This is a genomic window from Mesorhizobium sp. M5C.F.Ca.ET.164.01.1.1, from assembly GCF_004792125.1.
GTDB lineage: Bacteria > Pseudomonadota > Alphaproteobacteria > Rhizobiales > Rhizobiaceae > Mesorhizobium > Mesorhizobium wenxiniae.
Genome location: NZ_SRTG01000029.1, coordinates 1 through 6,091, shown reverse-complemented (window position 1 = coordinate 6,091; position 6,091 = coordinate 1). Strand labels below are relative to the sequence as shown.

4 protein-coding genes and 2 pseudogenes are annotated in these 6,091 nt (G+C 58.8%); 4 read left to right on the top strand and 2 right to left on the bottom strand.

All coding sequences use genetic code 11. The features are described from left to right. A partial coding sequence (locus tag EN807_RS32095; protein ID WP_281405234.1) for a formyltransferase family protein occupies positions 1 to 1,819 on the bottom strand: 1,819 nt, incomplete at its 3' end. 841 nt (positions 1,820 to 2,660) lie between these two features. Here EN807_RS32095 and EN807_RS32090 point away from each other — a divergent pair. From EN807_RS32090 to EN807_RS32080, 3 genes and pseudogenes are all read left to right on the top strand, one after another. Next, positions 2,661 to 3,047 (top strand): annotated as a pseudogene (locus EN807_RS32090) (transposase); the annotation flags it as partial. A gap of 647 nt (positions 3,048 to 3,694) precedes the next feature. Further along, positions 3,695 to 4,145: pseudogene (locus EN807_RS37115) on the top strand (IS30 family transposase); the annotation flags it as partial. 106 nt (positions 4,146 to 4,251) lie between these two features. After that, positions 4,252 to 5,034 carry a hypothetical protein gene (locus tag EN807_RS32080; protein WP_127211662.1) on the top strand — a complete coding sequence of 261 codons (783 nt, stop codon included), beginning with the start codon at positions 4,252 to 4,254 and terminating at the stop codon, positions 5,032 to 5,034. Between the two features lie 61 nt (positions 5,035 to 5,095). Here EN807_RS32080 and EN807_RS32075 read toward each other — a convergent pair whose 3' ends face one another. Next, a complete protein-coding gene (locus EN807_RS32075) occupies positions 5,096 to 5,290 on the bottom strand; it encodes a hypothetical protein (RefSeq protein ID WP_127211661.1) in 195 nt (64 codons plus the stop codon). Positions 5,291 to 5,580: 290 nt separating this feature from the next. Here EN807_RS32075 and EN807_RS32070 point away from each other — a divergent pair, with 290 nt between their 5' ends. Next, positions 5,581 to 5,832, top strand: a complete 252-nt coding sequence (locus tag EN807_RS32070; RefSeq protein WP_127211660.1) for a hypothetical protein — start codon at positions 5,581 to 5,583, stop codon at positions 5,830 to 5,832. Positions 5,833 to 6,091 lie beyond the last annotated feature (259 nt).

Below are 6,091 nucleotides of genomic sequence, written 5' to 3'. Positions count from 1 at the left end.
GCGCCACCGCCTCCGGCGCCTTTTGCACCTGCTGCTCGAACAGTTCATGGATGCACCGCTCCGACGGATAGGCCGCCGCCGTCCGGTTCAGCTCCTCCAGCAGATACGCACGCTCCGCAGCCGGCAGGATGGCCAACTCGCGCACCGGCTGCCCGGCATCGGCCATCACACCATGTAACAAAGTTTGCAAATGCTGCGTCATGCGGTCGATCTGCTTCGGCGCTAATCGACTGGCATCAAAATGCCAGCGAAAGCTCCCATCCAGAGCGCAAACCTCAAAGGTCAGCAAATCGCCACATAGGGCTGGCCCAGCTCTGTGGCTCGTCTTCAGATCGCCAGCGACGGAACAGCTGTCTGTCGTGAGTGTGATGCCAATCGGCCAAGGCCGGTGCGAACGTAGCGCCTCCACACCTCGCAATGTCGGGCAGCGCGCGACAAGATCCCGGGCAAAGCTACCGTGCTCCCTCAGCTGAGCGAATTCGGCTGCCACCGCTTTGCGCATTTCTTCAAAATCACGTGCAAGATCAATGGTAACTTCCATCGGTACGGCAGGAGCGACAAGCACCTCCACCGCTTTCAAATCGGCTTGCCATCCATACGATGCAGGCTTCCATCCCAGTTGCAGCTCTGTTTCTCCCGTGATGCGGGCGAGATAGATCAGCCAAGCTGTTACCAAGTATTCCGTGCAATCATTTTGCGACAGCTTAGCCAAAGCACTTGGAATGACCCCCGAACTCGACTGCCATCTGGGCGGTGCGTCAGACAGGGACGACGACAGGAAAGGAAACTTCAATGTTCTAAACTGCTCAAGCCGCCGTCGCCAAAAATCCTCCCGAGGCGCCAGCAATTCATGAGCGGCAGTTATGCTCCGCGCCTGTTCATCGCCCAAAATTAGAAGGCGACTACCTTCATCCAGATTGGAGTGCCTGGCGAGGGCTCGCGCGTCCAGCACCCGCCCATCGGAGCTGCCAAAGCAAACCTCGACATCCTGCGTACCCGTCGCCACACGCCAGTGGCTGAAGTGGATTTCAAGCAGGGAACCCGCGGGAAAGCCCGAGCGTCGAGGCAACACCTCCAAGCGTCTGATTGCGACAGCCTCATCACCGACGAGCGCCTTGGGCAGACACAATGGATTGGCATGATACGGGCCAAAGTCTAGGGCACGCGTCATCGCTGACAAATCTTGCGCGGATCGATCCCATCGCAGATAGCCTGCCGCATCTGGGCGCCGACGCTTCGGAAAATAACTTCTGTTCACTAGCGCCTGCGGATAGGCAGTAAGTTTCCCGATCTTGAGGCCAGTTAAGAGTTCGCGGAAACCCTCGATCGCGGCTTCATAACACTTGAGGTTCAGGGTCATTGCCGTGTCGGTGGGCGCAATCAGGACTTGGCGCTGAACCACGACGTCACCCGTATCAACACCATCATCGATCCGATGCCAGGTGACGGCGTGTTCGGTTTCTTGCGCCAGCAGCGCCCAGGACGTCGCATGCGTTCCCGCATATCGTGGCAATGGACCGTCGTGGTAATTAAATGCACCTTGTCGCGCTCGCTCAAACACGTCCGGTCGCAATATAAGCGGATTGGCAACCGAGAATATCCAATCCACTGGCTCGGTGTTCAGTAAAGTGGAGAGTTCTTCAACATTCGCAATGCACAAGATGTTGGCGCGAGCCGCCCAATCCGCGAATATCGCGTCAGTACACAGGGCCGCGCCAATGACGTGGCCCATCTCCATTGCCAGCTGTGCGCACGCAATAGCTAGCGTACCACTGCCAAGAACGATGCTGGAAAAGATTGGCCGGGCTGCAGGATCCATGCCCTGCTCGCCTAGTTGACAGGCATGGCCGCGCACCGGAGAAGACCGATATACCATTTTCATCCCTCAGCCAGTCCCAATCTGGGCCGTTCCCGCCCTAACCGCCGCGCCGCATAGCGGCCTAAACCCGTCACACTGGTTCGGATCTGCTCAAGGGAAAGCGCGCTTGATACCAATCGAAATCGGCGGTCCTGAGTGTCAACCAACACAAAGAAGGTCATCGGCATAACGATAACATTGTCACGCCTTGCACCCCCCTATCTGCACGCTCCCCGGCGGCCCCACTCATCGGATCGCACCTGTTGTGCAACGGGTTCGCTGATGATGCCGGCCGTTGTCGATACTGCAACAACTGAGAGTGTACTTGCCCACCTCCGTTATCGCCGGCTGAATACCCTTCATACACCATTAGCACATTCAACAGCGTGTTTTCGAAGCTGAGCCGCTTACCTGCGTCCACGGACACCTTGAGCTAGCAGGCCTACCGATGGGCGTAATCATGAGACGATTTCTCCTCAACCGGGACCCGTATACATATGAACAAGCATGTACCGTGCCAGAGAAGAAAACCATGTCACAACAAATGCCTGGCGCGAATCACACCATGACAAATGTCCGACAATGTCGGACACTGGACGTAAGCAATCTGAGGAGGGCTTCGAGTTTCGCGGCTTGCGGGTTGTCAGGCAGGAGTTGCCAGGTTCAGGAGCAGAAGCTCCTAACCCGAAAAATTCATGGTGGGTTGACGGATTTGGTGCAAGACTTTGAAATGACATAGGATTTGGTTGCTAAGCCCGATCCGAATCATTTCCGGAGATCACACCCGCCATGAACGACTAGGCTGCCGCTGAGCTGTTTGTCATCAGTGGGCGGCAAGTCCGTCGTCGTCCGTTTCGACGGCGAGATGCTGTCGTCCAACAGCGGCTTTCTGGCTCTGGCCGAGGTGGAAAATCGGCTGCGGGTGGCCGAGCGTCTGGCGCGCTGCATCGACCATCCGCGCTGTCCGGACCAGACTGCCCACAGCTTGGCCGGGTGATCGGCTTTCGCATGAAGATGATCGCCGCCGGCTACGAGGACGGCAACGACGCCAAACCGGCTGCGCCCCGATCCGTTCTTCAAGATGGCCCAGGATGCCGCCGTCGGGTCGGGATCTGGCCTCCCAATCGATGATGTGCCGGCTGGAGAACCCGCCAGCGTGCGGGAGCTGGTCGCCATGGGGCGGGCGATGCGTCGATCTGGGCCGGCATCGCTAACGATGGTTGCGAAAGCGCACACGAAAGGTGCGGTCGCCGAGGCGGCGCCGCAGCCGATTGTTCTTGGCGAAAATGTTTCTCAGCCCGTGTTAACCACCGCTGAAGCAGTCGCCAAGGACATGACCATGCCCGACCATCGCTTCCTGGCCACAACGGTTGAGGAAGCTCCGGTTCCGGATGCGCCGCACGCATCGCCTGGCGATCGCCGAACTCGCCGCAAGAAGCTGCGGCAGAAAGATGGTACTTTGCCCCGAGATGAAGGATAGTAGCGGCGCCTGCGATGGCCGCTGCGCCACAGATGGCGGCATAACTTACGGTGAAACCCAGTCCAGGCCGAGCACATTACTTGCTGGTCCGGTGGCAGGTACCCTGCGCGAAGTTTCTCTAGAGGCGGCCGAAGTGACATGAGCTACGGAGCTTCGCCAGCAGGATGGTAGCCGTTTCGCAGTGATCAACGCTCGCTTGCTCCCTCAGCGGAGACGCATTCCAGGCAGCCAATTCTGCCACCAAGGAGCGGTGTCTCCGTCTATGGATGCGCATCTGAGTAGTCCGGTCTTCTGCATCACGACTATTGCTATGGCCGGTCACGCCCTATCCGATCGCAGCCATCCGTTGAACGCAGTCCGTCTACCACGAGACGATCTACCGCCTTGCCTATTCGGCGGACGGTCAGGAGATGAGCTTTGGCGCTCTCTTCCGGAGAGCCGCGCCCGACGTCGAGGCACGTCAGGCGGCGACATGGCCGTCGGTTCGTCCCGGAGCTAAGCATTTCGCGGACATCGTTCGGGACAGAACTCAGCTCGGACACTGGGAAGTGCGATCTGATCCAGTTCCGCAAGAATTTTGGCAAGGCGAACGTCACTTCGCTGGTCAACGGGTGAGCCGCTTCCCGATCTTCTTGCGCAACAACGACTGGCAGTCACGCGCGATCATGGACGGCTTGGTGACGTGCTTGGTCCCTTTCCTCATTCGGCCCGTTGATCCATCACTTCGACCGCAGCATGGAGCTCACAGACTGCCCTTACCCTCAGGCCGATCTCGGCGTTCAGACATGGTTCTACGATCTGCAGGCGTATACCCTGATTCGACCCTCCGGAAGGGTTTCATTTTTGGCGTTGCTGCTCGGCTCGGCTCGAACGTGACGCAGATTGGTATGCGCGGATGCGCGCAGATCCTGACGTGCGTGAATTGATCGAAAGTTTCGCCTGCACGGTACTGCCCACGGACCAAACCAGCTTCCCGAGAGGCTCTGCTCGCGACCTTGCAGAGCTCGCGGGTGACGTGACAGGTGCTTTCCTGGCAGCCGCCCAAGAGTCCGCGGGCTATGGTCATATTCGGAATGACGATGTCATCGCTGCCGGTGCGCTAGTTGATCTCGACCGTTTCGAACCCGTCGTCGATGCCTCAGTCGCTGCACGCCAGCCAACCCAGGCTGAGCTCGACAATGCGGCGCGAAACCACCTGCTAATCCTCAACAACGAAGTCAGCGACGATTACGCCGAGCATCTAGCCAACGATGATGATGGCGCAACCGCCGATACCTATCTCGAAGCCTATGTGCGCAGATTGCGCGGCGAGCGCGGATGGAAGGAGGTGGTGCAGCATCGTCACCATGAGACGCTTCGCCAATACTGGCTGCGCGAACTTGACCATCCGAAAATGCAGCTCACTGCCGGTGAACTCGAGGCGGCAATTGAGGCAAGCTACGGAAACGATGATGAGGGGCAGCTCTGGAATCTGCTCACAGACCGCTGGGACGGCCACGCTGAGGACCGTCTCATTGTACGGCTGGTCGAAGGTCACGATAATTCCGGCGTTCGCGTATCGGCGTTGGATTGTCTGGCCGGTCATGTCCCTGACGAAATAAAAAAATATTGTCTCGACGCTTATCGCCAGCAAGGCCAACGGCAGGCTAGCCGAGCTGGCGTCCGACCTTGCCCATCGCGGGAGTGCTGGTGGTGAACACGCCAAGGCCCGCCACGACCAGTACGCCGCGATGATCGCGGCGCTGCCAGACGACTTTCTAGAGCTGGCACTGGCTGAACGTGCCATCTTGGATGAGAAGACGCCAGCGCTTTCGCCTGCGGCCGCCGCGACGCTGCTCGCGATTCCCGAAGCTACGAGCGACGTGCAGACTATGCGGGTGCGTCTTGCGCGCCATATCGATCTCGATGTTACCGAGGACGTCACGCGGATCCTCATGGATAGCGATGATCATGATACGGGCGCTCGAAGCGATCGAGATTGCGATTCATCGGGGTATGCGCGCACAGATTCAAGGAGCGCTCGACCATCGCTTCGCCCATGTCGCGGCGAAGGCGCTCACTGCACTGGCCGATCCCCTTCCGGCACCGCTGCCTGCGTTCGTACTTGACCGGGCCGAGCGGACATCGAGCCCTGTGCGCAAGGCAGTGCTTGCTCAGCTTGCGACCAAGCCGCACGCCGACCATCTCGACATGTTGCGCCTCCTAACGGCGGATGAGTGGGCGCAATGGGCGCAACGCGAGAATGACGAAAGCGATCGAGGAAAACGGGCTGATTGCGCTCGCACCGATCGATCTATTGGGGATCGCTCGTCTTTGGGACCCGCTCAAGCAACGTGCAGCACTCAGCGCCTTCCAATGGGTTGTCGTCCATATTGAGCAGTCACCAGGACTGATCGAGCGTCTAGACAAGTTCCTCGTCGAAATCGGCTATAAGGTCGCTTCGACGTCCGAAGCCGCACGCGCGGTCGTCGAAGCTGAGGCCGTGAAGGAGTGATTTCGCGGACCAGTGCATCCATAGACTGGGCCATTTATTCTCATAGCACATGGACTTCCTTGGTGACGGAAATCCGCTGGCATAGGGAGCTGCAGGTCCAGTCCCTCCACTTACCAATGGCGTAGCACGTCTAGAGCACGTCCTGTGATCGATGAATCGATTGTGATGTGACAGCTGCGTCTTGTGCTGATTCAACATCCACCTCGATGGAGGTGGACGATGGGAAGAGCATTGAGCGGGGATCTTCGATCGCGGGTTT

Coding starts and splice junctions, on each gene's coding strand:
- EN807_RS32070 (WP_127211660.1), top strand. CDS start 5,581: ATGACGAAAGCGATCGAGGAAAACGGGCTGATTGCGCTCGCACCGATC.
- EN807_RS32075 (WP_127211661.1), bottom strand. CDS start 5,290: ATGATCATCGCTATCCATGAGGATCCGCGTGACGTCCTCGGTAACATC.